This is a genomic window from Stenotrophomonas maltophilia group sp. RY12688 (assembly GCF_052149045.1).
Lineage (GTDB): Bacteria > Pseudomonadota > Gammaproteobacteria > Xanthomonadales > Xanthomonadaceae > Stenotrophomonas > Stenotrophomonas sepilia.
Genome location: NZ_CP197389.1, coordinates 2,570,605 through 2,593,874, shown reverse-complemented (window position 1 = coordinate 2,593,874; position 23,270 = coordinate 2,570,605). Strand labels below are relative to the sequence as shown.

General features: G+C 67.0%; 21 protein-coding genes. 17 read left to right on the top strand and 4 right to left on the bottom strand.

Annotated features, from left to right (window positions below; genetic code table 11):
* Positions 1–132: 132 nt before the first annotated feature.
* Entirely contained in the window at positions 133–1,248 is a 1,116-nt protein-coding gene (locus ACS0OT_RS12220; RefSeq protein ID WP_442255830.1) for an alkene reductase, read from the top strand.
* A gap of 129 nt (positions 1,249–1,377) precedes the next feature.
* Here the strand turns inward: ACS0OT_RS12220 and ACS0OT_RS12215 are convergent, their stop codons facing one another.
* The gene (locus ACS0OT_RS12215) at positions 1,378–2,277 is read right to left on the bottom strand and encodes a mechanosensitive ion channel family protein (protein ID WP_154351034.1); all 900 of its coding nucleotides are present in this window, start codon (positions 2,275–2,277) and stop codon (positions 1,378–1,380) included.
* A 145-nt stretch (positions 2,278–2,422) separates the two neighbouring features.
* A complete protein-coding gene (gene ppsA / locus ACS0OT_RS12210; RefSeq protein WP_005417171.1) occupies positions 2,423–4,801 on the bottom strand; it encodes a phosphoenolpyruvate synthase in 2,379 nt (792 codons plus the stop codon).
* A 144-nt stretch (positions 4,802–4,945) separates the two neighbouring features.
* On the opposite strand from ppsA, the gene ppsR reads away from it, so the two are divergent.
* From ppsR to ACS0OT_RS12135, 15 genes are all read left to right on the top strand, one after another.
* Positions 4,946–5,767, top strand: coding sequence for a posphoenolpyruvate synthetase regulatory kinase/phosphorylase PpsR (gene ppsR / locus ACS0OT_RS12205; protein WP_005417170.1), 822 nt, complete (start codon positions 4,946–4,948; stop codon positions 5,765–5,767).
* Between the two features lie 120 nt (positions 5,768–5,887).
* The gene (locus tag ACS0OT_RS12200; RefSeq protein WP_032954273.1) at positions 5,888–6,397 is read left to right on the top strand and encodes a DUF1249 domain-containing protein; all 510 of its coding nucleotides are present in this window, start codon (positions 5,888–5,890) and stop codon (positions 6,395–6,397) included.
* A 42-nt stretch (positions 6,398–6,439) separates the two neighbouring features.
* Entirely contained in the window at positions 6,440–6,928 is a 489-nt protein-coding gene (locus ACS0OT_RS12195; RefSeq protein ID WP_005417168.1) for an NUDIX hydrolase, read from the top strand.
* A 143-nt stretch (positions 6,929–7,071) separates the two neighbouring features.
* Positions 7,072–7,686, top strand: a complete 615-nt coding sequence (locus ACS0OT_RS12190) for a DUF2239 family protein (RefSeq protein WP_032954272.1) — start codon at positions 7,072–7,074, stop codon at positions 7,684–7,686.
* 117 nt (positions 7,687–7,803) lie between these two features.
* The gene (locus ACS0OT_RS12185) at positions 7,804–9,165 is read left to right on the top strand and encodes an MATE family efflux transporter (RefSeq protein WP_065178522.1); all 1,362 of its coding nucleotides are present in this window, start codon (positions 7,804–7,806) and stop codon (positions 9,163–9,165) included.
* A 529-nt stretch (positions 9,166–9,694) separates the two neighbouring features.
* Positions 9,695–10,309, top strand: coding sequence for a CDP-alcohol phosphatidyltransferase family protein (locus ACS0OT_RS12180; RefSeq protein WP_019660264.1), 615 nt, complete (start codon positions 9,695–9,697; stop codon positions 10,307–10,309).
* Positions 10,310–10,331: 22 nt separating this feature from the next.
* The gene (gene phaE, locus ACS0OT_RS12175) at positions 10,332–11,381 is read left to right on the top strand and encodes a class III poly(R)-hydroxyalkanoic acid synthase subunit PhaE (protein ID WP_139727285.1); all 1,050 of its coding nucleotides are present in this window, start codon (positions 10,332–10,334) and stop codon (positions 11,379–11,381) included.
* The gene (gene phaC / locus ACS0OT_RS12170; protein ID WP_065196101.1) at positions 11,378–12,445 is read left to right on the top strand and encodes a class III poly(R)-hydroxyalkanoic acid synthase subunit PhaC; all 1,068 of its coding nucleotides are present in this window, start codon (positions 11,378–11,380) and stop codon (positions 12,443–12,445) included. Before phaE ends, phaC begins: the two co-directional genes overlap by 4 nt.
* 33 nt (positions 12,446–12,478) lie before the next feature.
* Complete coding sequence (locus tag ACS0OT_RS12165; protein WP_139727283.1) at positions 12,479–12,847, top strand: YfeK family protein; 369 nt, start codon at positions 12,479–12,481, stop codon at positions 12,845–12,847.
* A 112-nt stretch (positions 12,848–12,959) separates the two neighbouring features.
* Entirely contained in the window at positions 12,960–13,118 is a 159-nt protein-coding gene (locus tag ACS0OT_RS12160) for a PspC domain-containing protein (RefSeq protein ID WP_194430536.1), read from the top strand.
* A 44-nt stretch (positions 13,119–13,162) separates the two neighbouring features.
* Positions 13,163–13,567, top strand: a complete 405-nt coding sequence (locus ACS0OT_RS12155; protein ID WP_088123871.1) for a hypothetical protein — start codon at positions 13,163–13,165, stop codon at positions 13,565–13,567.
* Between the two features lie 385 nt (positions 13,568–13,952).
* Positions 13,953–14,168, top strand: a complete 216-nt coding sequence (locus ACS0OT_RS12150) for a hypothetical protein (protein WP_005417149.1) — start codon at positions 13,953–13,955, stop codon at positions 14,166–14,168.
* Positions 14,169–14,375: 207 nt separating this feature from the next.
* On the top strand, positions 14,376–16,763 hold the full coding sequence (locus ACS0OT_RS12145; RefSeq protein ID WP_164093401.1) for a Tex family protein: 2,388 nt from the start codon (positions 14,376–14,378) through the stop codon (positions 16,761–16,763).
* Between the two features lie 208 nt (positions 16,764–16,971).
* Entirely contained in the window at positions 16,972–19,161 is a 2,190-nt protein-coding gene (locus tag ACS0OT_RS12140; protein WP_065178518.1) for a PAS domain S-box protein, read from the top strand.
* A gap of 62 nt (positions 19,162–19,223) precedes the next feature.
* Complete coding sequence (locus ACS0OT_RS12135; RefSeq protein WP_032954271.1) at positions 19,224–19,526, top strand: hypothetical protein; 303 nt, start codon at positions 19,224–19,226, stop codon at positions 19,524–19,526.
* Here the strand turns inward: ACS0OT_RS12135 and ACS0OT_RS12130 are convergent.
* Together ACS0OT_RS12130 and ACS0OT_RS12125 are read right to left on the bottom strand one after the other, a co-directional pair.
* Positions 19,468–19,761 (bottom strand): putative quinol monooxygenase, encoded by a 294-nt coding sequence (locus ACS0OT_RS12130; protein WP_139727281.1) that lies wholly within the window; start codon positions 19,759–19,761, stop codon positions 19,468–19,470. The genes ACS0OT_RS12135 and ACS0OT_RS12130 overlap by 59 nt on opposite strands.
* Before the next feature lie 61 nt (positions 19,762–19,822).
* Positions 19,823–20,911, bottom strand: coding sequence for a DUF5694 domain-containing protein (locus ACS0OT_RS12125; RefSeq protein WP_139727279.1), 1,089 nt, complete (start codon positions 20,909–20,911; stop codon positions 19,823–19,825).
* A gap of 532 nt (positions 20,912–21,443) precedes the next feature.
* Between ACS0OT_RS12125 and ACS0OT_RS12120 the strand changes: the two genes are divergently transcribed.
* The gene (locus ACS0OT_RS12120) at positions 21,444–23,270 is read left to right on the top strand and encodes a methyl-accepting chemotaxis protein (RefSeq protein WP_065178516.1); all 1,827 of its coding nucleotides are present in this window, start codon (positions 21,444–21,446) and stop codon (positions 23,268–23,270) included.

The following is a 23,270-nucleotide window of genomic DNA, read 5'->3' as shown; positions in this document are numbered from 1 at the left end:
GCAGGAAGGGGCTCTGCCCCCCGGCTGGCCATCCTTGCCTTCGGGGAACAACTGTTTTGCCAGTGCATGCCTGTTGCCTGGCAGTTGGCATCCCCATCCTTTGCGGCAGTCCCCCCGCAAGAGATCGCCGCCATGTTGTTCACTCCCCACCGCTTGGGCGCCTTGACCCTGCCCAACCGCATCGTGATGCCGCCGATGACCCGCTCGCGTGCCGCCGACGGCAACGTCGCCACCGCGGACATGGCCGCCTACTACGCCCAACGCGCCAGTGCCGGCCTGATCGTCAGCGAGGGCACCCAGATCAGCCCGCAGGGCCAGGGCTATGCCTGGACCCCGGGCATCCACAGCCCGGAACAGGTGCAGGGCTGGCGTCGGGTGACCGATGCGGTGCACGCTGCCGGTGGTCGCATCTACGCCCAGCTGTGGCATGTCGGCCGGGTCTCGCACGTGGCGCTGCAGCCGGGTGGCGCCGCGCCGGTGTCGTCGTCGGCGTTGTTGGCGGAAGGCGTGAAGGTGTTTGTCGACCCGACCGGGGCAGGTCCCGAAGCCGGGGTGGGCGAAATGATCCAGCATTCGATGCCGCGCGCGCTGCGCGAAGACGAGATTCCCGGCATCGTCGCCGACTACGCCCAGGCGGCACGCAGCGCGCTGGACGCAGGCTTCGATGGCGTGGAGTTGCACGGTGCCAATGGCTACCTGATCAACCAGTTCATCGACTCGCAGGCCAACCAGCGCACCGACGGCTATGGCGGCGCGTTGCAGAACCGCCTGCGGTTCCTGCGCGAGGTGGTGCAGGCGGTGGTTGCGGTGGTCGGTGGTGATCGCGTCGGCGTGCGCCTGGCGCCACTGACCACGTTGCAGGGTGCGGTGGACGATACGCCGCAGGCCACCTATCTGGCCGCGGCGCACCTGCTGGGTGAGCTGGGCGTGGGTTACCTGCATATCGCCGAGGCCGACTGGGACGATGCACCGCTGATGCCGGTGGCGTTCAAGCAGGCGCTGCGCATGGTCTACCCGGGCACGCTGATCTACGCCGGCAAGTACACCGCCGAGCGCGCCGAGCAGGCACTGGCTGAAGGCTGGGCCGACTTGATCGGCTTCGGCCGCCCGTTCATCGCCAACCCGGATTTGCCGGAGCGTCTGCGTCTGGGGGCGGAATTGAACCCGCCGGATCGGGCGACGTTCTTTGGCGGTGGTGCGGTGGGCTTCATCGACTACCCGGCGCTGGAAGAGATCGTCGCGGCCTGATCCTGAAGGCTGCCGGCCAGCGGCCGGCACTACCAGTGGGCGAGGGGTAGTGCCGGCCGCTGGCCGGCATTCCAATGTCGTATCGCCGATGGGTGGGTGCCGACCGTTGGTCGGCACTACCGGCATGGATCAGGGCTTGTCGCGCACCAGCGCGTCCGCCTCGACCACGCCGCCATCCTTGCCATGCAGGTAAAGGTGCATGTCCTGCTGCGGATACGGGATGTTGATGCCGGCTTTGTCGAAGCCCAGCTTCAGCTGCTCCAGCAGCGTGACCTTGGTGCCGAACCAGTCGGCCGACTTCACGTAGCAGCGGATGCCGAGGTTGATCGCGTGCGCCCCCAACTCGTACACCACCACGTCCGGTGCCGGCGTCTGCAGCACGCGCGGGTCCGCCTTCATCAGCGCCAGCGCGGTATCGCGCGCCAGCTGGATGTTGTCCTCGTAGCCGATGCCGATCACCAGTTCGACGCGGCGGGTCGGCTCGGCCGTCAGGTTGATGATCGGTGCGGCGGTGATCAGCGTGTTCGGAATGGTGGTGTGCTGGTTGTCGGCACCGGTGATGACGGTCTGGAAAATGCGCACTTCGCGCACCGTGCCGGTCTGTCCGGCAACGGTGACCACGTCGCCGACGCGGAACGGCCGCAGTGTCACCAGCATCACGCCCGAGGCGATGTTGGACAGCGAATCCTTCAGGGCAAGGCCAACGGCCAGGCCGGCGGTACCGAGCACGGCCAGCAACGGGGTGATCTGCACGCCCAGCGTGCCGATGGCCAGCACCACCACGATCACCAGCGATGCGGCGTACACCACGTTGCGCAGGAAGCTGCCCAGCATCGGGTCCACGCCCATGCGCGCTGTGGCGCGCGGCATCGCGTTGGACAGGCGACGCGCCACCCACAGGCCCACGAGCAGCACCACGATGGCGGCCAGTAACGGCACACCGTAGGTTTCCAGCAGGCGCTCCCAGTTGAGCGAGTGGAACCAGGGCGTTGCGGCGGGGGCGGGGGCGGGAGGTGCGGCGGCGATCATGCGGAAGTCCTTTGCTGCGTAGCGATGTCTGCGTGGGGCCGGGCGTGCGTGGACGCCAGAAACAGCAAGCCCCGCAGAGGCGGGGCTTGCGTGCAGCAGCAGTATGGGCGGACGTCGATGAAAGCGACGTCAGCCCATCACGGCATCAGCCGTTGGCCTTCAGCTTGGCCAGGCGCAGCCAGGTATCCACCACGGTGTCCGGGTTCAGCGACACCGACTCGATGCCTTCCTGCATCAGCCATTCGGCCAGATCCGGGTGATCGGACGGGCCCTGGCCGCAGATGCCAACGTACTTGCCCTTGGCACGTGCTGCCTTGATCGCCATCGACAGCAGCTTCTTCACTGCCGGGTTACGTTCGTCGAACAGGTGCGCGACGATCGACGAGTCGCGGTCCAGGCCCAGGCTCAGCTGGGTCAGGTCGTTGGAGCCGATCGAGAAGCCGTCGAAGATCTCCAGGAACTCATCGGCGAGCAGTGCGTTGGACGGCACTTCGCACATCATGATGATCTTCAGGCCGTTCTCGCCCTGCTTCAGGCCGTTCTGTTCCAGCACCTCGATGACCTTGCGGCCTTCTTCCAGGGTGCGCACGAACGGAATCATGACCCACAGGTTGTCCAGGCCCATTTCGTTGCGCACGCGCAGCACGGCCTTGCACTCCAGCGCGAAGGCGGCCGAGAAGCTCGGGTCGACGTAACGGCTGGCGCCGCGGAAGCCGATCATCGGGTTCTCTTCGTGCGGCTCGTAGTTGCTGCCGCCGATCAGGTTGGCGTACTCGTTGGACTTGAAGTCCGACAGGCGCACGATCACGGCGTTCGGGGCGACCGAGGCGGTGAGGGTGGCGATGCCTTCGGCCAGGCGGTCGACGTAGAAGCTGACCGGATCACCGTAGCCGGCGATCTTCTCGTCGATCTTCTTCTTGGTAGCGGCGTCCTGGCGGTCGTATTCCAGCAGCGCATTCGGATGGATGCCGATGTGGCTGGCGATGATCATTTCCAGGCGGGCCAGGCCGATGCCGGCGTTCGGCAGCTGGCCGAAGTCGAAGGCACGTTCCGGGTTGGCCACGTTCATCATGATCTTCAGCGGCGCCGGCGGCATGTTGCCCAGATCGGTGGTGGTGCGTTCAAAGCCGAGCTTGCCTTCGTAGATGAAGCCGGTATCGCCTTCAGCGCAGCTGACGGTGACCAGCTGGCCATCTTCGATGACCTGGGTCGCGTTGCCCGAACCAACCACGGCCGGCACGCCCAGCTCGCGCGCGATGATCGCGGCGTGGCAGGTGCGGCCACCGCGGTTGGTGACGATGGCCGAGGCGCGCTTCATCACCGGTTCCCAATCCGGATCGGTCATGTCGGCGATCAGCACGTCACCGGGCTGCACGCGGTTCATGTCGTCCAGCGTCTTCACCACGCGGGCCACGCCCGAACCGATCTTGGCGCCGACGGCACGGCCCTCGGCCAGCACCTTGCCGCCCTTCTCGGTCAGCGCGAAGCGCTCGATCTGGGTGGCGTGGCTGCGCGACTTCACCGTTTCCGGGCGCGCCTGCACGATGAACAGCTTGCCGCTGACACCGTCCTTGGCCCACTCGATGTCCATCGGGCGGCCGTAGTGCTTTTCGATGACCAGCGCCTGCTTGGCCAGTTCCTGCACGTCCTCGTCGCTGATCGAGAAGGTGGTGCGCAGTTCGGCCGGCGTGTCTTCGATACGGACGCGCTCACCGGGGACATCCGAATACACCATGCGGATCGCCTTGCTGCCGAGCGAGCGGCGCAGGATCGCCGGCTTGCCAGCCTGCAGGGTGGGCTTGTAGACGTAGTATTCGTCCGGATTGACCGCGCCCTGCACGACCATCTCGCCCAGGCCGAACGAGGAGGTGACGAACACCACGTCGCGGAAGCCGGACTCGGTGTCCAGGGTGAACAGCACGCCGGAGGAACCGACGCCCGAACGCACCATCAGCTGCACGCCGGCGGACAGGAACACGTCCTCATGCTTGAAGCCGTGGTGCACGCGGTAGGCGATGGCGCGGTCGTTGTACAGCGAGGCGAACACTTCCTTGACCTTGTGCACGACGTCGTCGGCACCGGTCACGTTGAGGAAGGTTTCCTGCTGGCCGGCGAAGGACGCATCCGGCAGATCCTCGGCAGTGGCAGACGAACGCACGGCCACGGCCACGTCGCCGCCGCCATTCTCGGCGCTCAGCTTGGCGTAGGCGGTGCGGATGTCCTGGTCCAGCTGCGGCTGCAGCGGGGCGTCGATTACCCAGCCGCGGATTTCCTTGCCGGCGGCGGTCAGCGCGTTGACGTCCTCGACGTCCAGCGTGGCCAGCCTGTCGAAGATGCGCTTGGACAGGTCGTTGTGCGCGATGAAGTCCTTGAAGGCTTCAGCGGTGGTGGCATAACCGCCCGGCACCGAAACGCCCAGACCGGCCAGGTTGCCGATCATCTCGCCCAGGGACGAATTCTTGCCGCCTACGCGGGCCAGATCGGCCAGACGCAGTTCGTGCAACCACAGGATGTTCTCGTTCAAGCGCGATGCTCCGTTTGGCCATCGCCCGAGGCGGGCTGAGTGGCCGCGTCCGTAGGAAGAAGCCGATATGATGCCGGGCAGAGCACCGTCGGCACAAGCTTGTGCTGGCGGCCTTTTTAAGCTTCGTAGGGGGTAAAAGCGCGCATGTCGACCATCCGTCCGGTGTTCTACGTTTCCGATGGAACCGGTATCACCGCTGAAACCATTGGGCATAGCCTGCTGACCCAGTTCTCCGGGTTCAGCTTCATTACCGATCGGATGTCGTTTGTCGACGACCCTGAAAAAGCGCGTGAAGCCTGCGCCCGGATCCAGGCGGCGGGGGAGCGGTACCAGGTCCGGCCGATCGTGGTGAACTCCTGCGTGGACCAGAGCCTGAGTCTGATCCTGGCCGACAGCGGTGCCCTGATGCTGGATGTGTTCGCGCCGTTCATCGAGCCGCTGGAGCGCGAACTGGCCAGCCCGCGCCTGGCCCGGGTCGGACAGGCCCACGGCATGGTCGATTTCGACACGTACCACCGCCGCATCAACGCGATGAACTTCGCCCTGACCCATGACGACGGCATCGCAGTGAACTATGACGATGCCGACGTGATCCTGGTGGCGGTGTCGCGCGCCGGCAAGACGCCCACCTGCATCTACCTGGCCCTGCATTACGGAGTGCGCGCGGCCAACTACCCGCTGACCGACGAAGACCTGGAAAGCGATCGCCTGCCGCCGCGCCTGCGCAACTACCGGCGCAAGCTGTTCGGGTTGACCATCGATCCGGACCGCCTGCAGCAGATCCGCCAGGAGCGCCGTCCGAACTCGCGCTACGCGAACCTGGACACCTGCAAGCGGGAGGTGGCCGCGGCCGAGACCATGTTCCGCATGGAGCGGATCCCGACCCTGAGCACCACCCACACCTCGATCGAGGAGATTTCCAGCAAGGTGCTGGCCACATTGGGGCTGCAGCGCGAGCTGTATTGACCCTTTTCGCACTGCGGGGCTGCCGGCCAGCGACCGGCACTACCACGATGAAAGCGACCGTCGGGTTGGCTGTGGCTTGAGGCGCCCCCACGTTGAAGCACCAACGTGTAGGATCGACCCATGGCCCGAGCCTTGCCCCGTACCGAACGCATTCCCCGCCTGAGCCGGCTGAGCTGGCTCATGGGCCTGTACGCGGAGAACTACCGCCATCTGGTGCGCCTGTTCGAACCGGCGGGACTGGCGGCGGGCAGCTACATTTCCTCGATCGGCGACGGCCTGGATGTCCGCCTGGACGTGATCGAGTGCCACCGCTATACGGTGGAACTGCGGCTGACCTACGACATTGCCGACCCGGTCACCGGCGAGCCGGATCCCTCGGCCTATGTTCGCCTGTACCGTGACGCGCGCCAGGCCGAGACCACCCATTGCTACGTCGGCCGCCGCTGGCAGGACACCATGGGCCTGTACCCGCCGCCGGCGGAGTTGATCAGTCATCGCATGCGGATGAACACCTTCCTCGGCAAGTGGCTGGAATACCTGGCCGAGCGCGGCCACGGCGTCGCAACGCTGCGCCGTGACCCCGATGGCGCCGGTGCGCCTGCCGAGCGCCGCCTGTCGCTCGTGCGCTGATCGGCCATAATCCAGGGCTGACCTGCCGCTGGATGCCGCCCCATGCCGTACACCCCGATCGTCGCCACTCTGGGCTATGTGCTGTCGCCCGATCGTCGCCAGGTGCTGATGATCCATCGCAATACGCGCCCCGGTGACCATCACCTCGGCAAGTACAACGGCCTGGGTGGCAAGATCGAAGCGGACGAGGACGTGGCGGCCAGCATGCGCCGCGAGATTGCCGAGGAAGCCGGCATCGACTGCACCGGCATGCGCCTGCGCGGCACTCTCAGCTGGCCCGGTTTCGGCAAGCACGGCGAAGACTGGCTGGGCTTCGTGTTCGTCATCGACAGCTTCGAAGGTACCCCGCACGGCGGCAACCACGAAGGTACGCTGGAGTGGGTAGATCTGGACAAGCTGGACACGCTGCCGATGTGGGAAGGCGACCGCAACTTCCTGCCGCTGGTGTTCGACGCCGACCCGCGCCCGTTCCACGGCGTGATGCCGTACAAGGACGGGCGCATGGTCAGTTGGTCCTACAGCCGGCTGTGACCCGGTGAATCGGCGAGGTGCCAACCATTCCGGGGAGTGCCAATCTGGGTTGGCACGCTCTTTTGGTCGATTAATACCCGGGCAATATTGACAGCCATAAATTACCCGGGCAATATTCGCGCATCACCTCTGATGCCATTGCCATGCCTGCGTCCCGACTCCCTCCCTTCAGTTGTTTCGACGGCCATCGCCTCGTTGCCTGCGGCAGCCCGGAAGTGGCGGCACTGGCGCTCAAGCGGCTGCGCGCCGACAACGCTGCCGGCCCATTGCTGGTGTTCGACAACGCCACCGGTCGCACCCGCGATTTCGATACGCGCGGCAGTGACGAGGAACTGCTGGCGCGGGTAACCGAAGCGTTTTCCCCCTCTGGCGAGGCGGATGCCGAAATCACTGCCGAAGACGCTGCGACCCCGCGTGGCCGTGGCCGCCCCAAGCTGGGCGTGGTCGCCCGTGAAGTGACCTTGCTGCCGCGCCATTGGGCCTGGCTGGCCGAGCAGCCGGGCGGCGCCTCGGTGGCATTGCGAAAACTGGTGGAGGCGGCCAGCCGCGCCGGTGCGGACAAGGACCGCCGGCGTCGCGATGCCGAGCGCGCCTATCTCTTCCTGCAGACCATCGCCGGTGACCTGCCGGGCTTCGAGGAGGCCATCCGCGTGCTGTTCGCGCACGACCGTGCGGGCCTGGAAGCGGTGCTGCATTCCTGGCCCAGGGATGTGCGCGACCACGCCCTGCGTCTGGCGTTCGACAGCGCTGACGGCTGATCCATCGCGCCGTCGTTGAACGGCGGCGCCACCTGATCGCGGGCCACGGCCCGGTCCCCTGTGCTTGCTTTGCTGGTGGAAACGCCGGGCAGGGCAGCGCCTTGCCCAGAGAACCCCATGAACTCCCCTGTACATCCCACGCCCCTGGTCGCGCCGCCTCTGTGGCGCACCTACCTGGCCCTGCTGCTGCCGATGCTGCTGACCAATGCGCTGCAGCTGGCCGCAGGCACGCTGGACAACATCTACCTCGGCCATCTGCTCGGTACCCAGGCGGTGGCCGTGGCCGCTGCGTTCTTCCCGGTCTTCTTCCTGCTGCTGGCCCTGGTGATGGGCCTGGCGACCGGCGCGATGGTGCTGATCGGGCACGCCTGGGGCGCGGGTCGGCCGCAGCAGGTGCGCGCGGTGGCTGGCAGTGCGGTGGCGCTGATCCTTGTGCTGTCGGTGCTGGTGATGGCTCTGGGGAGCGGTTTCGCACCACAGCTTCTGATGTCACTGGGTACACCGGCACCGATCCTCGGTGAGTCCATCGTCTACGCGCGCGTGCTGCTGCTGGCGGCGCCGGCGTTCTTCCTCCTGTGGCTGGCCACTGCCGTGAGCCGCGCAGTAGGCGATGCGAAGACGCCACTGCATGCGCTGCTGCTGGCCACGGCGGTGGGCCTGCTGTGCACGCCGCTGCTGATTCTGGGCTGGGCCGGCCTGCCGCGGCTGGGATCGGCCAGTGCGGCGGTGTCGGCGGCGTTTGCCTCGCTGTTGGCCCTGGGCTGGCTGTTGTTGCGTTGGCATCGGGCAGGACATCCCCTGGCACCGGGCCCTGAGTTGTTGCATGCCATTCGTTTCGATGGCGCGATCATCCGATCGATGCTGCGCATCGGCATACCCTCCTCGCTGCAGATGCTCAGCCTGGCCGTCGCCGAAATCGTGTTGCTGGGCTGGATCAACCGTTACGGCTACACCGCTACGGCCGCCTACGGTGCGGTCAACCAGCTGATGAACTGGGTGCAGTTGCCGGCAATGTCGTTGGGGATCACCGCCACCATCCTCGCGGCGCATGCGATGGGCGCCGGGCGTACAGCACGGCTGCCGGCCATCGCCCGGACTGGTGTGCTGGTGGCGCTGGCGACGCTGAGCGTGGTGGTGGTGCTGGTTGTGGCGCTGGCGCGCGGGCTGACCGGGCTGATCCTGGCGGCAGCCGACGTGCGCGAGCTGGCTGCGTTGCAGCTGCGCACTGTGGTGTGGGGCGTGCTGGCGATGGGAATCAGCGCGGTGCTTGTCGGGGTGATGCGCGGCAGCGGCACGGTATGGTTGCCAGCGTTGCTGGGTATGGCAGCGGTGCTGCTGGTGGAACTGCCGCTGGCGATGTGGATGCAGGCGCAGCACGGGCTGGCCGGCGTGTGGTGGGCGTGGCCGCTGGGGTTGCTGGCCATGCTGGTGCTGCAGGTGTTGTGCTTCGCGCGTTGGCGGCGGGTGCAGGCTGGGTAGTTGCCTGCCGCCGTCCGGCACCCCGGAATGGCAGGGGCAGCCGGCCAGCGGCCGGCTCTACCACTTCAGCGCCGCTGCGCCAGCAGCAGGCGGAAGTACAAGCACAGGGTGTTGACCGCCAGTGCGGCGCTGCGGCGGGGCCTTCGCAGCTGCGCGGCCAGGGTGGAAGCATCCGGCATCATCATCGCCCGTCACCAGGAATCGGGCGTGGCGGCGGCGGGCCCGCCGGTGACCATAGCGCCGACCTCGCGGCTTGGGAAGTAGGGAAACCCCGCGTCAGGGTGATGAGGAAATGTCCACCGTCGCAGTCGGTGAGATCTGGTTGTCCACAGGGGGTGTGGATTACGCGTGGGCAACTTTGTGGATAAGCCGCGACAGGCGCCACCCCCCTAGGCTGTCAAGATGGGTGGCGAAAAATTCACCGCCGGTGAGGGCGGGTGAGGGGGCGGTGAAGGGTGGACCCCGTCAGCGCTGTCACCAGCGACGGCGCTCGCGGTAACCTGTGGGCCTTGATGCTCCGTGAGTCCCCATGAAACGTCACTTCTCGATGCTGCGCGAGTTCCAGCTGGCCGACTGGTTCACCCTGGCCAATGCTTTCTGCGGCACCGGTGCGGTATTTGCCGCCATGCGCTTCCTGCAGGACGGCGAGCGTGGCTACCTGCTGTTCGGCATGGCGCTGATCCCGTTGGCCTTCATCTTCGACGCCCTTGATGGGCGCATCGCGCGCTGGCGCAAGTCCAGCTCCACCCTGGGCCGCGAGCTGGACTCGCTGTCCGACGTGATCTCCTTCGGGGTGGCCCCAGCGGCGCTGGCCTATGCCTGCGGCATGCAGGGTGGCTGGGACTGGCTGGTGCTGAGCTACTTCGTCTGCTGCGGCGTCAGCCGCCTGGCACGCTACAACGTCACAGCCGAGGCAATGACCGGCGATGAGGGCAAGGTCACGTATTTCGAGGGCACCCCGATCCCGACCAGCCTGGTGCTGGTGATCGTACTGGCGATCGCCGCGGGCACCGATGCCATCGGCCAGAACATCTGGTTCGGCCAGTGGCAGATCGGACCGTGGCAGCTGCACCCGATGGTGCTGTTGTTCGCCCTGTCCGGGTCGCTGATGATCAGCAAGACCCTGCGTATCCCCAAGCCATGAGCCAGCCCTGCGGAGGCCTGCGATGACCAGCTCGGCCCACGATGCCGGCAGTAGCGATTTCGAGACGCTGGCCCGGCAGTACTTCGGCGCCTGGGGTGATGCTCTGCGCCATGCGGGCGCGCCCGCTGCACCTGCCGGTGACGACCCCGGCAGCTGGCAACGGTTGTTTGACTGGTGGGGCCAATTGCTGCCCGAACAGGCGCCCGGCGCGCCGGAAGATGCCGTGCGCCGGTTCCGCGAACAGGCGGGCAGCTGGTACGGCACCATGCAGGAGGTCGCCGCACGGTTTGCCGGCCGCGACGCCAGCAGTGCCGACGTCGCCCAGGCCTGGCGCGAGGCGGTGCAGGGGCAGGGCGACGGCATGCTGCAATGGATGCTGCAGGGCGCCCGTGGCAGCACCCACGCCGGCGCCGCGGTTCCGGAGTTCGCCGCCTGGCTGCAGCAGTTCCAGCTGCAGGCGGGCCCGTGGCTGCAGAGCCCGGCATTCGGCCCCGGCCGCGAGCACCAGGCGCGTTGGCAGGCCCTGCTGCGTGCGCAGGAGGAATACCAGCAGCATTCGCGCGCCTATGTCGATCAGATCAAGCAGGCACTGGACGAGGCCTTCGCGCTGTTCGAGCAGCGCCTGGCCGAGCACGAGCAGCCCGGCAGCCAGCTGACCAGCGCCCGCGCGATGTTCGACCTGTGGATCGAAGTGGCCGAGGAGGCCTACGCCAAGGTCGCCATGTCCGAACCGTTCCAGCAGGTGTACGCCTCGCTGGGCAACGCGCAGATGCGTCTGCGCGCCGGCCTGCAGCGCGAGGTGGAACAGATGAGTGAACGTATCGGCCTGCCGACCCGCAGCGAGATGGATGCCGCACACCGCCGCATCGCCGAGCTGGAGCGCAGCCTGCGCCGGCTGCAGACACAAGTGGCGGTGCTGGCTGGAACCGCTGCGGTCGATCCGGTGGCGCAGCCGACGCCGGCGAAGGTGAAGCCAGCCGCCCGCAAGGCCGCGAAGAGGGCCGCGCCGGCAAAGAAGGCGGCTGCCAAAAAGTCCGAATCTCGCACCACCTCACGGGCACGTGACCGATGAAGGGACCGCTGGGCTTCAACGCCGATGACCTGATGCAGGAAACCATGGCGATGCAGCGCAAGCTGATGGAAGGGCTGAAGCTGCTGCCGCAGGTGGAAGACGTTGACTATGGCGTGACCGCCCGCGAGGAAGTGTGGCGCGACGGCAAGGTGGTGCTCTACCGCTTCGTCGGCGAACAGGCGCCGACCCGGCGCACGCCGCTGCTGATCGTCTACGCGCTGGTCAACCGGCCGTACATGGTCGACCTGCAGGCCGACCGCTCCCTGGTGCAGAAGCTGTTGGCGCTCGGGCAGGACGTGTACGTGCTGGACTGGGGCTACCCGGATCGTTCGGAGCGCTTCCAGACGCTGGAGGACTATCTGCTGCGCTATATCGATGGTGCGGTGGATGCACTGCGCGTGCGCAGTGGCGGCCCGATCGACCTGCTCGGCATCTGCCAGGGCGGTGTGTTCGCGCTGTGCTATGCCGCGCTGCGCCGGGAGAAGCTGGGCAAGCTGATCACCATGGTCACCCCGGTCGATTTCCAGACGGCCGACAACATGCTCTCGCACTGGGCGCGGCAGGTGGACGTGGATCTGCTGGTGGATACGCTGGGCAACATACCGGCTGACCTGATGAATGCCAGCTACCTGATGCTCAAGCCATTCCGCCTGAACGTGCAGAAGTACGTCGGTCTGCTCGATATCCTCGACGACAAGGCGGCGCTGGAGGATTTCCTGCGCATGGAAAAATGGATCTTCGATTCGCCGGACCTGGCGGGCGAGGCGTTCCGTGACTTCATCAAGCAGTTCTACCAGGGCAACGGCCTGGTGAACGGTACGGTGCGGATCGGCGAGGAAGCCGTGGATCTGTCGCAGGTGACCTTGCCGGTGCTGAACATCTATGCCGAGCAGGACCATCTGGTACCGCCGGACGCCTCGCGCGCGATGCGTGGGCGCCTGGGCACGGACGACTACACCGAGTCCAGTTTCCGCGGTGGCCACATTGGTATCTATGTGTCCGGCCGCGCCCAGCGCGAAGTGCCGGCCACGATTGATGGCTGGTTGAAGGCACGCGACCTGTAGAGTCGAGCCATGCTCGACTGACCTGGGGGGATGATGACGTACCGGACTTTGTTGATTCTTGCGCCACTGCTGGCAGCACCACTTGTCCACGCCGCACCCAGTGCCGATGCACGCCGGGAGATCGCCCAGCTGATCTCCAGCCTGGACGGCTCGCAGTGCCGGTTCCAGCGCAATGGCAGCTGGTACGACGGCAGCGATGCGCGCGCCCATCTGCAGCGCAAGTACGACTACCTGCTGAAGAAGGACATGGTGGACAGCGCCGAGCAGTTCATCGAGCGCGCCGCCAGCCAGAGCAGCATGAGCGGGAAGCCTTACCGCATCCAGTGCCCGGGGCAGCCTGAACAGACCGCGGCCGCCTGGTTCGGTGCGCGCCTGCAGGCGCTGCGTCTCCGCACGCCGTAGACACGGAGGCGGTGTAGAGTCGCGGCGTGCTCGACTGATTCTGCCCGCAAGCCGAGGAGACACCGCCGTGAACACCACGCCCAAGACGCTGTCGCGTTCATTGAACGACCGCATGATTGCCGGCGTGATGGGCGGCATTGCCCATCGCTTCGGCTGGAACCCCACCCTGGTGCGGATCGTGTTCGTGCTGGTATCGATCGGCTCGGCCGCCTTCCCCGGCATTCTGATCTACCTGATCCTGTGGCTGCTGATTCCGAACGAGGCGGATTGAACACCGCCGCTCGATCCTGGCCGCTCTGGCTGCGCGCGCTGCAGATGCTGGGCGCCGCATGGACGCTGCCCAACACACTGATCGGCCTGATCGGCGGCTTGGCCGGCATGCTTGGCGGCGCGACGCTGCGATGGAGCGGGCGGGACTGCGCCGTGGTGTTCGATCACTGGCCGTGGGGGCCGGGCGGTGCGATCACCCTGGGCAACGTGATCCTGCATACCGGCCATGACCTCGGCATCTGCTGCCGGACCTATGCGCATCAGGCGGGGTGGGGCGTGGAGCCGCTGATCCGGCTGGACGACCACGAGCGCGCGCACGTTTACCAGTACATGGTGCTGGGGCCGCTGTACCTGCCGGTGTACCTGCTGTGCGGCGGGGTGAGTGCACGCAATCCGTTCGAACGCGCGGCCGATCATTTCGCCCGGTTCGGGCGTGGTTGGTGGCCGTAGTTTCCAGCCAACGGCGCAGCCCCTCGTGGGTGGTGATGCCTGGTTGTCAAATGCAAAACCCTCGCGCTGGTCGGTCGGGTTGGGTTCACGGCGTCCCCGGCCTACCCACCCTCCCGGCCAGCCCACAGGAAACCGGCTTTCCGCGACCAACCAAACCACCCACGAGGGGCTGCGCCGTTGGCGGGAATCCCCCACCGATTCGTTAGCCGGAAGTTAAAGATCCGTAAGCATTCTGCTGCGATCCCGCAGTCATCTGCATGCAACCGATCGTCATTAGCCTTCGTGACGTTCCAGTCAGGTTCGACGCGGTAAGCTCTTCCTTGATGAGCTCGCAGCATCGCTCATCGAGCGCAGTACGCAGTAGCAATTTGGAGGAATACATCACATGGCAATCGTTCTTTATGTCGGTGGTAGCAAGGATGGCGAGAAGGGCGTGGTGCCCTACGGCTTCAGCAAATCCCGCGCCGACACCGCGCTGGGGCCGGAGTTCTACACGGAGCGGTTCATGGAACTGCAGGGTGTCGGCAAGGTCCGCCTGATGGCCCTGGAAGGCATGCGTGACGACATCGTCATGCAGCGCGCCGCCCGCCACTACCGCTGACCGTCGCAACACGCGGCAGGGCGCGCCCACCATCGCGCGCCCGCGCCGGCATCCCAGCCCCGGGCCAGTCCGAGCCCGCTCTTTGCCAGGATGCCGGCGTCCAATCCGGCTTCGCCGCTGAACCTCGCCCCCTGTCAATGCCTTGTCCGGCTCCGTCGCGGATTGCCAGAATGGGGGCTTCCCGAAACGCGGCACAGACCTGAAGCAATGCACGACGCCAAGAACGCCCAGAGCGCGCTCGCCCAGCAGATCGCCCAGACCATCGCCGACGAAATCGGTGCCCAGTCCGCCCAGGTACGCGCCGCAGTCGGCCTGCTCGACGAAGGCGCCAGCGTTCCGTTCATCGCGCGCTACCGCAAGGAAGTGACCGGTGGCCTGGACGACACCCAGCTGCGCAACCTGGAAACCCGGCTGACCTACCTGCGCGAGCTGGAGGACCGCCGTGCGGCGGTGCTGGCCAGCATCGGCGAGCAGGGCAAGCTCAGTGACGAGCTGCGCAATGACATCCTGGCGGCCGACACCAAGAGCCGGCTGGAAGACCTGTACCTGCCGTACAAGCCCAAGCGCCGCACCCGTGCGCAGATCGCCCGCGAGGCCGGCCTGGAGCCGTTGGCCGATGGCCTGCTGGCCGACCCGACGCAGGACCCGCAGACGTTCGCGGCCACCTTCGTCGACGCCGACAAGGGCGTAGCCGACACCAAGGCCGCGTTGGAAGGCGCGCGCGCGATCCTGATGGAGCGCTGGGGCGAAGACGCCGCGCTGGTCGGTGAACTGCGCACCTGGCTGGGCGAGAACGGGGTGATCCGTGCCCGCGTCGCCGAGGGCAAGGAAACCGAGGGCGCCAAGTACCGCGACTACTTCGAGCATGCCGAGGCGCTGGCGAAGATTCCGTCGCATCGCTTGCTGGCACTGTTCCGTGCGCGCCGCGAGGAGATCCTGCTCCTGGAACTGGACCCGGGCAGCGATGCCGAGGCTGGCCATCAGTACGCCGAAGGACGCGTGGCGCGCAAGGCCGGCATCGCCGACCAGGGCCGCGCCGCCGACCGCTGGCTGCTGGATGCGTGCCGGCTGACCTGGCGCGCCAAGCTGCACACCCATCTGCTGCTGGACCTGTTCAACCAGGCCCGCGAAAAGGCCGAAGCCGAAGCCATCGCGGTGTTCGGCGACAACCTGAAGGACCTGTTGCTGGCGGCACCCGCCGGCCCGAAGACCGTGCTCGGACTGGACCCGGGCATCCGCACCGGCTGCAAGATCGCCGTGGTCGATGCCACCGGCAAGCTGGTCGCCACCGACACCATCTACCCGCACGAGCCTCGTCGCCAGTGGGAGCAGTCGCTGCAGACGATCAAGCAGCTGTGCGCCAAGCACAACGTGGAACTGATCGCGATCGGCAACGGCACCGCCAGCCGCGAAACCGACAAGCTGGCTGGTGAAGCGATCAAGGCCGCTGCCAACCCGAAGCTGCAGAAGGCAGTGGTCAGCGAGGCCGGGGCGTCGGTGTATTCGGCGTCCGAGTTCGCGGCCAGGGAGTTCCCGGAGCTGGACGTGTCGCTACGTGGGGCGGTGTCGATCGCCCGCCGCCTGCAGGACCCGCTGGCCGAACTGGTGAAGATCGAACCCAAGGCGATCGGTGTCGGCCAGTACCAGCACGATGTGGACCAGTACCGCCTGGCGCGCGCGCTGGATGCCCGCGTGGAGGACTGCGTGAACGCGGTGGGCGTGTACGTGAACACCGCTTCGGCTGCACTGTTGTCGCGGGTGTCCGGCCTGTCGGCCACGGTGGCCGAGAACATCGTGCGCCACCGTGATGCGAACGGCCCGTTCAAGCGCCGCAAGGACCTGCTGAAGGTCGCGCGCCTGGGCGAGAAGACCTTTGAACAGTGCGCGGGCTTCCTGCGCATTGCCGACGGTGATGAGCCGCTGGATGCTTCGGCGGTACACCCGGAAGCCTACCCGGTGGTCGAGCGCATCGTGGCCAGCACCGCGCGCCCGATCAAGGCGCTGATCGGTGATGGCAGCTTCCTGCGCGGCCTGAAGGCCGAGCAGTTCACCGATGCCACCTTCGGCGTGCCGACCGTGCGTGACATCCTCAAGGAACTGGAGAAGCCGGGCCGAGACCCACGTCCCGAGTTCAAGGCGGCACGCTTCGCCGAGGGCGTCGAGGACATCAAGGACCTGCGCGAGGGCATGGTGCTCGAGGGTGTGGTCAGCAACGTGGCGGCCTTCGGTGCCTTCGTCGATATCGGTGTGCACCAGGACGGCCTGATCCACATCTCGGCGCTTTCCGATACGTTCGTGAAGGACCCGCGCGACGTGGTCAAGGCCGGTGATATCGTCAAGGTGAAGGTGCTGGAGGTGGACGTGGCGCGCAAGCGCATCGCCCTGACCCGGCGCCTGGACGATACCCCCGGGCAAGCGACCAGCCGCCCGGGCCAGCGTGATGAGCGCGGCCATGGGCAGGGTCCGCGCCGCGATGCAGGCGGCCAGAACCGCGGGCCGAACCGGGGCCAAGGCAATGGCAGCCGTCCCGCCGCGCCCGCGCCGCCGGCCAACAACGCCCTGGCCGAGGCCTTCGCCCGCGCCAAGCGCAGTTGAGGACCGCGTTCCCCGTCACACTTGATTCGTGGCGGGGGACTTGTCGATTTTCCCCGTGATTGCGCACACTTGCGCTTGAGGGGAGGCGTCCGGCCACCCCGCTGTTGCTGGGGAGGGCCATGACGCCAGCACGACCCGCCATCTTCGTTGCAGGCCGCAGCGTTCCGCTGCGGTCGGCGCCTGCCCGTGCCGGCAGGGGACCGGATTGATGCCGGGCCAGGGCACCCACGGCAATGGACTGCTGGAGCGCCGCCTGCAGGAGCTGGCGGAAGAGCGTCGCCGCCTGGCGATGATCATCGACGGTACCGCCGCGGGAACCTGGGAATGGAACGTGCAGACCGGCGAGATGCGGGTCAACGCGCGCTGGGCTGAGATCGTCGGCTACCGCCTGGAAGAGCTGCAACCCATCTGCCAGAAGACGTTCCTGAAGCTGGTCCATCCCGATGACATCGCGCTGTCCGATGCGGCGCTGGATGAGCATTTCGAAGGCCGCAGCGACAACTACGCCTGCCTGCTGCGCATGCGCCACAAGAACGGGCAGTGGATCTGGATCCAGGACCGCGGGCGGGTCTTCGAATGGGATGGGCAGGGCAAGCCGCTGTGGATGGCCGGCGCGCATGCTGACGTCACCGAGCTGCAGCAGGCGAGGCAGGACGCGGCCGAGACCCGGCAACGCCTGCAGGCCGTGGTCGATGCGTCCGATGAGGTAGCGGTGATCGCCACCGATACCGATGGCACCATCACCCTGTTCAACACGGGTGCGGAGCGCCTGCTGGGCTACAGCGCAGCGGAGGTGGTCGGCCAGCGCCGGCTCGATGCGTTCCACGATCCGGAGGAACTGAAAGCCTGGCTGGAGCCGTTGGCCGATGCCGAGGGCAACCTTCCCGACGTGTTCGAAGCGCTCAGTGCTCGCGCTGACGGGCAGACCTACTCGCGGCAGTGGACGTTGCTGCGCAAGGAGGGCCTGCCACGCCAGGTGCGCCTGTCGATCAGCCGCATGGAAGGTGCCGATGGCGCACGCATCGGCTACGTCGGCATGGCCATCGACATCACCGAGATCCTGCAGGCACGGGCTGAGGCGCGGCTGTCGGCGGAGAAGTTCGCCGGTGCATTCACGTCGGCGGCGTTGGGCATGGCGCTGGTGTCGCTGGAGGGGCGTTGGCTGGACGTCAATGATGCGCTGTGCCGGATCCTGGGTTACCCGCGCGAAGAGCTGCTGCAGGTCGACTTCCAGCGCCTGACCCATCCCGATGACCTGCAGACCGACCTGGCCCTGGTGCAGGACCTGCTGGCCGGACGGCGCAGCCATTACCACCTTGAAAAGCGCTATCTCGACCGCGACGGCCGCATCATCTGGGCGCGGCTGTCAGTGTCGCTGGTGCGCAGCGAGCATGGCCAGCCACTGCATTTCGTGTCGCAGATCCAGGACATCACCGCCCAGCGCAGCAGTGAGCAACGCCTGTTCGAGAGCGAACAGCGCAGTCGCATCACCCTGGATGCGGTGGCCGACCTGGTGCTCAGCGTCAACCTTGACGGCCGCATCGACTATGCCAACGCGGCCGCGGTACGCACCCTGGCCGGTGATGGCGCGCTGTCGCTGGCCGGGCACAGGGTGCAGGACGTGCTGGCGCTGACCACCGAGTACGCGCCCGGCTCGGTGCTGGATGTGCAGGTACTCCTGGACCCGGAAAGCAACGCGGTGGACCTGCATGCCGACCTGCTGCTGCGCCTGGGCACGGCAACGGTGCCGGTGGATCTGACGCGGGCCTGGCTGCGCGATGACGAAGGCCATGTGCGCGGCGCGGTGTGGGTGCTGCGCGACGACACCCAGCAGCGGGCGCGGCAGCGCGAAGCCCGCCACCTGGCCGAGATCGATCCACTCACCGAACTGAGCAACCGCCGCGGTTTCGAGGTGCACCTGCAGCAGGCGATCACCCGCGTCGAGCGCACCGGGCAGGCCGCCTCGCTGATGTACATCGATCTGGACCGCTTCAAGCCGGTCAACGACACCTGGGGCCACCTGGCCGGCGATGCCGTGCTGTGGGCGGTGGCCAGTGTGCTGCGACATGGTGTGCGTGATTCGGACGTGGTGGCGCGGCTGGGCGGCGACGAGTTCGCGGTGATCCTGTCCGGGTGTACGCCGCGTCGTGCCGCACGGATCGGCGGTGAGCTCCTGCAGACCCTGTCAGCGCTGTCCATTCCATGGGATCAGCACCGGCTGCGGGTCGGTGCCAGCATCGGCATCGCGCCCCTGGCGGGGGGCATGAGCGTGGACCAGGCAGTGGCCGCTGCCGATGCACAGTGCTACCGGGCCAAGGCGCTGGGGCGCAACAACGTGCAGGTGCAGGGCGAGCTGTCGGGGCTTCCAGGCGACGATGCCGATGCCGCCCAGGACTGATCTCAGCCTGTGAGAGGACGCGCGCGAATACTGCGCGCATCTCCACTCAAGCAGGTGAACCCATGAATGCCTGGAACCCGGTTGCGGTGCGCATGTTCATTCCGGCCCTGATCGGCTGGTGCCTGGCGCTGGCCACCTGCCTGCGCGCCGAACAGCTGCGCGGCGACCCGTACGCGCAGGCGTTGTTGCCCGTGCTGCAGCAAGGCGCGGTCGCGCTGCTGGTCCTGAGCCTGGCGTGCACGGTTGCAGCCTGCCTGTTGCTGTGGCGGCATGGCCGCAGCGTCGGCGGGCGTCTCGCTTCCGGCACTACACCCGTGCGGCGTCCATCAGCAGGACCCGGCACGGTGCGCGCTGGAACGCGTTGATCTGAGGCACCAGACGCTGGAAGTGCTCGCTGGCGCAATGGATATCCAGTGCGTCGCGGTCCGGCCATTGCTCGATGAAGACGAAATGCCCGGGGTCCCTCTGGTCGTCGACGAACAGTTCATAGCCGAGGCAGAGCGGCTCTCGCTGCGTGCATGCGACCAGCTCGCGGTACAGGGGAAGCACGGTATCCACGGCATCGGGATGGATGAAATCCTCGGCGATCACTTTCAGCATGTCGGCACCTGCAGACGGGCCTTGCAGGATAGTGCCAGCGCATGGCCGGCACCTATCCTGGTCAACGCAGTACTGCGTCCGTACTGACCAGCTGCACGTCGTGCATCTGATTGAGGTAGGCCTCGTAGTAGCCCTTGTGCGAGGCACCGACGATGGCCAGCATTCGGCTGCCAGGGTGCAGGCCCAGCACGTCGCGGATGTTGGCGACCATGCGCAGGTTGCGGGTTTCCCAGTAACCGACATACATCCGGCCGAACGCCTTGGAGGACGGCTCGACGAGCGTCGCGCCGAAGTCGCTCTGGTACGCTGCCATCGCTGCCGCCGGGCTGTTGTAATCCCGATACAGCGCCATGACGCCACCGGGCTTGTCCAGATTGGCCACGAGGCGTTCATCGGCCTCCCGTCGCGCCCGCAAGTACGTATTGTTCCAGGCACCGGTGATGGCTGCACTGGCCGCCGCCTTATCCTCCGCCGGTGTGGGAGAATCGGCCGTGTGGTCGTCCACGGCCCACAGCCGTTCATGCCCGAGGCGGGCGGCAACGACGGCGGCGATCAGGCTGGTTTCATTGCGGCGGACCAGGCCTTTGCGGAGGATCTCGACCAGGGCCGGCGTCAGCCCATCGCCGGCTTTGCGCTCGGACGCAGGCAGGCGCAGCCATTGCACCTGCGCCGAGCCGCGTTCGCCCGCAGCCAGGAACAATGCGGCGAGCCGACGACGCTGGGCGGGCGTCGGCTCGTCCGGCCAGGTCGCAAGCAGGCGCTCGGCCTGGGCGTTCGCTGAAGGCACGTCCAGGCCGGTGGCAGCCTGCGCAGCGGTGGTGTCGAAGCAGTAGGTGGCCACGCTCTCCGCATAGCGTTCCGGGTAGCGACGCATGGAATCGCACTGGAGGCCGGACAGGTCTTCGGTGGCGATCAGCCCGGGCTTCCAGGCGACCAGTCGCTGCAGCAACGGTTCAAGCAAGGCGGGCTGGAAGGACTTGGGCAGGCCGGACAGGTGGGCGGTGCCCAGTACCAGTACCTCGTTCGGTCGCCCTGCAGGCGGCCCCTTCAGCTGGTCCGGCTGGAAGGCGGGCCGATAGGTGGCATCGGCAGCGAGGGCGCCAGTACTGCACAGGCCCAGGATCAGGAAGCTGGCCAAGCGTGGGAACATGCGATCTCCGTGTCAGTGAGCGTCCTGCGGTTCGCTGCATGCTGGCCATTTTCACCTGCCATGGAATCGCCCGTTGGTCATGCAAACCTTTTGGGCTTGAACTGCATCGGCGTGCCGGGCAAGGCTATGCCCAGTGACGGCGGCAACGCGCGATATGTTCCGTGACGACACCCCGTGCCCCGCCGAGCGTGAGCAGAATGTGAAGTACATCGCGATTGTCTACCGCGTCCCTGCAGCCGCATCTGAAGTTGCGACGGACGTCGCGTAATCCGGCTAAAGCCACCGATCGCCTCGCCGATACTCCCTCTGGATCCCGCTCCAGTCACCCGCCGCAGGACCCCAGGCCGTCCCCGATGGGCGGCCCGCGCTGTGTGTTCCGCCGCTCCCAGATGCCGATCGCACCCGCAGCAGACGTTCGTGGCAGTCGCTCGAGAGGTGCCGGTTGGCACCTGTAGTCCCTGGCACCTGAAGTTGCCGCCGGGCATCCCGCCCGTCGGGTCGCAACCGCTTACCGGACACCGAGGATCAGACAATGCTCATTCCAGGCTTCACGGCGGGCGCGCAGGCGCCGGCCGAGCTGCATACCCGTTGGTCGCCGTGGCGTGCCCTGCTGGGCGCGCTGGCTCCCCAGCACCGCACCGGCGCCGAGGCCGTGTCCGATGGCCGTGCCGAGCTGGAAGCCCAGGTCGCGGCGCTGCACCGGGTCCAGGCGGTCATCGAGTTCGCCCTCGATGGCACCATCCTGCAGGCCAATGACAACTTCCTGCAGGCGATGGGCTACCGGCTGGAGGAGATCCAGGGAAAGCATCATTCCCTGTTCGTCGATCCCGAGCAGGCGCGCAGCGCCGAGTACCGCGAGTTCTGGGCGCGGCTGGGGCGTGGCGAATATGACGCTGGCCAGTACCGGCGCTTCGGCAAGGGCCAGCGCGAGATCTGGATCCAGGCCTCGTACAACCCGGTGCTGGACCGGCAGGGGCGGCCATACAAGGTGGTCAAGTTCGCCACCGACATCACTGCGCAGAAGCTGCAGGCAGCCGACTCGGCCGGGCAGCTGGCGGCGATCGACAAGTCGCAGGCGGTGATCGAGTTCGGCATGGACGGCCGCATCCTTTCGGCCAACGACAACTTCCTGGCCGCCACCGGCTACAGCCTGGACGACGTGCGTGGCCAGCACCACTCGCTGTTCGTCGAGCCCGAGTATCGTGGCAGTGCCGAGTATCGCCAGTTCTGGGAGAAGCTCGGCCGTGGCGAATACGATGCCGGCCAGTACCGGCGCCTCGGCAAGGGCGGGCGCGAGGTCTGGATCCAGGCGTCCTACAACCCGATCCTGGATCTCAACGGAAAGCCGTTCAAGGTGGTCAAGTACGCCACCGACATCACCGCGCAGGTGCATGAGAACCAGGCCATGCAACGTGCCGTGGCGCAGACCCGTGAAGTGGTGGCGGCCGCGAAGGAGGGCGACCTGACCCGGCGCGTGGCCACTGCCGACAAGAACGGGCCGATCGCCGAGCTGTGCGAAGGCGTGAATTCGTTGGTGGAGGCGATGGCCGCGATCATCGCCCAGATCAAGTTCGCCGCCGACACCATCGCCGTCGGTGCCACCGAGATCGCGCAGGGCAACAGCGATCTGTCGCAGCGCACCGAGCAGCAGGCCGCGTCGCTGGAGGAGACCGCGGTGTCGATGAAGGGCCTGGCCGAGACCGTGCAGCGCACCGCGACCAACGCACGGCAGGCCAGTCAGCTGGCCGGTGGTGCTGCTGATGTCGCTGCCCGCGGTGGCAACGTGGTGCACGAAGTGGTCGAGACCATGGCCGTGATCAACGCGTCCTCGCGGCGCATCGTCGACATCATCGGCGTGATCGACGGCATTGCTTTCCAGACCAACATCCTTGCGTTGAACGCGGCGGTGGAAGCAGCGCGTGCGGGCGAACACGGGCGTGGCTTCGCCGTGGTCGCCACCGAGATCCGCGAACTGTCGCAGCGCTCGGCCAGTGCCGCGAAGGAGATCAAGCAGCTGATCGATGCGTCGGTGGCCAATGTCGGCGCCGGTACCGCGCAGGTTGAGAGCGCCGGACGCACCATGGACGAGATCGTGGTCAATGTGCGCCGTGTCAGTGATCTGATGTCCGAGATCAGCACGGCCGCGCAGCAGCAGAGCGACGACATTCAGCAGATGAATCATGCCGTCGATCTGATCGATCAGGGCACCCAGCAGAACGCCGCGCTGGTCGAGGAAGCCTCGGCCGCAGCGCGCAGCATGGAAGAGCAGTCGGCGCAGCTGCTGCAGACGGTGGCCAGCTTCCGGGTGCAGGGCGGGGCCGGGCACCTGCACGGTGGGGCGGTGCTGCGCGCGGTCTAG

What these genes read in the sequence shown, in the direction of transcription:
- ACS0OT_RS12220 (WP_442255830.1), top strand. Translation starts at nt 133, where the DNA reads ATGTTGTTCACTCCCCACCGCTTGGGCGCCTTGACCCTGCCCAACCGC.
- ACS0OT_RS12215 (WP_154351034.1), bottom strand. Translation starts at nt 2,277, where the DNA reads ATGATCGCCGCCGCACCTCCCGCCCCCGCCCCCGCCGCAACGCCCTGG.
- ppsR (WP_005417170.1), top strand. Translation starts at nt 4,946, where the DNA reads ATGTCGACCATCCGTCCGGTGTTCTACGTTTCCGATGGAACCGGTATC.
- ACS0OT_RS12200 (WP_032954273.1), top strand. Translation starts at nt 5,888, where the DNA reads ATGGCCCGAGCCTTGCCCCGTACCGAACGCATTCCCCGCCTGAGCCGG.
- ACS0OT_RS12195 (WP_005417168.1), top strand. Translation starts at nt 6,440, where the DNA reads ATGCCGTACACCCCGATCGTCGCCACTCTGGGCTATGTGCTGTCGCCC.
- ACS0OT_RS12190 (WP_032954272.1), top strand. Translation starts at nt 7,072, where the DNA reads ATGCCTGCGTCCCGACTCCCTCCCTTCAGTTGTTTCGACGGCCATCGC.
- ACS0OT_RS12185 (WP_065178522.1), top strand. Translation starts at nt 7,804, where the DNA reads ATGAACTCCCCTGTACATCCCACGCCCCTGGTCGCGCCGCCTCTGTGG.
- ACS0OT_RS12180 (WP_019660264.1), top strand. Translation starts at nt 9,695, where the DNA reads ATGAAACGTCACTTCTCGATGCTGCGCGAGTTCCAGCTGGCCGACTGG.
- phaE (WP_139727285.1), top strand. Translation starts at nt 10,332, where the DNA reads ATGACCAGCTCGGCCCACGATGCCGGCAGTAGCGATTTCGAGACGCTG.
- phaC (WP_065196101.1), top strand. Translation starts at nt 11,378, where the DNA reads ATGAAGGGACCGCTGGGCTTCAACGCCGATGACCTGATGCAGGAAACC.
- ACS0OT_RS12165 (WP_139727283.1), top strand. Translation starts at nt 12,479, where the DNA reads ATGACGTACCGGACTTTGTTGATTCTTGCGCCACTGCTGGCAGCACCA.
- ACS0OT_RS12160 (WP_194430536.1), top strand. Translation starts at nt 12,960, where the DNA reads ATGATTGCCGGCGTGATGGGCGGCATTGCCCATCGCTTCGGCTGGAAC.
- ACS0OT_RS12155 (WP_088123871.1), top strand. Translation starts at nt 13,163, where the DNA reads ATGCTGGGCGCCGCATGGACGCTGCCCAACACACTGATCGGCCTGATC.
- ACS0OT_RS12150 (WP_005417149.1), top strand. Translation starts at nt 13,953, where the DNA reads ATGGCAATCGTTCTTTATGTCGGTGGTAGCAAGGATGGCGAGAAGGGC.
- ACS0OT_RS12145 (WP_164093401.1), top strand. Translation starts at nt 14,376, where the DNA reads ATGCACGACGCCAAGAACGCCCAGAGCGCGCTCGCCCAGCAGATCGCC.
- ACS0OT_RS12140 (WP_065178518.1), top strand. Translation starts at nt 16,972, where the DNA reads ATGCCGGGCCAGGGCACCCACGGCAATGGACTGCTGGAGCGCCGCCTG.
- ACS0OT_RS12135 (WP_032954271.1), top strand. Translation starts at nt 19,224, where the DNA reads ATGAATGCCTGGAACCCGGTTGCGGTGCGCATGTTCATTCCGGCCCTG.
- ACS0OT_RS12130 (WP_139727281.1), bottom strand. Translation starts at nt 19,761, where the DNA reads ATGCTGAAAGTGATCGCCGAGGATTTCATCCATCCCGATGCCGTGGAT.
- ACS0OT_RS12125 (WP_139727279.1), bottom strand. Translation starts at nt 20,911, where the DNA reads ATGTTCCCACGCTTGGCCAGCTTCCTGATCCTGGGCCTGTGCAGTACT.
- ACS0OT_RS12120 (WP_065178516.1), top strand. Translation starts at nt 21,444, where the DNA reads ATGCTCATTCCAGGCTTCACGGCGGGCGCGCAGGCGCCGGCCGAGCTG.